This is a genomic window from Nocardioides abyssi (assembly GCF_030412915.1).
Taxonomy (GTDB): Bacteria; Actinomycetota; Actinomycetes; order Propionibacteriales; family Nocardioidaceae; genus Nocardioides; species Nocardioides abyssi.
The window spans coordinates 1-284 of record NZ_JAUHJR010000119.1; the positions used below are offsets into that span (position 1 = coordinate 1).

Annotated in this window: 1 protein-coding gene; it reads right to left on the reverse strand. The window is 64.1% G+C overall.

Annotation, left to right across the window (positions count from 1 at the left end; genetic code table 11):
* Nucleotides 1-94: 94 nt before the first annotated feature.
* Nucleotides 95-284: hypothetical protein (locus QWY29_RS20160; protein WP_300963013.1), on the reverse strand; the 190-nt coding region annotated here is incomplete at its 5' end.

The window sequence follows — 284 nt, forward strand, 5'->3', positions numbered from 1 at the left end:
GAGGTGATGTCTACCGACGACCACCGACAGTCCCGTTCGAGCCGGCCATCAGGCACCGGTTCGACCAGGTGTTCGATCGAACACATGAGCGAGACTAGATCAGGTGTTCGACGCACGCAAGGGGTGGCGCGAACAATTGTTCGAGGCGACGACGCACCACCGCCGCCCGCGACACGCAGTCGAACAGATGTTTGAAGTCGGGCTCGCGCGGCGATAACGTGGACCCACGACCATCCGAGCGGACTCCCCCGGCTCGGGCCTCGCGCACGAAAGGCACACGATGG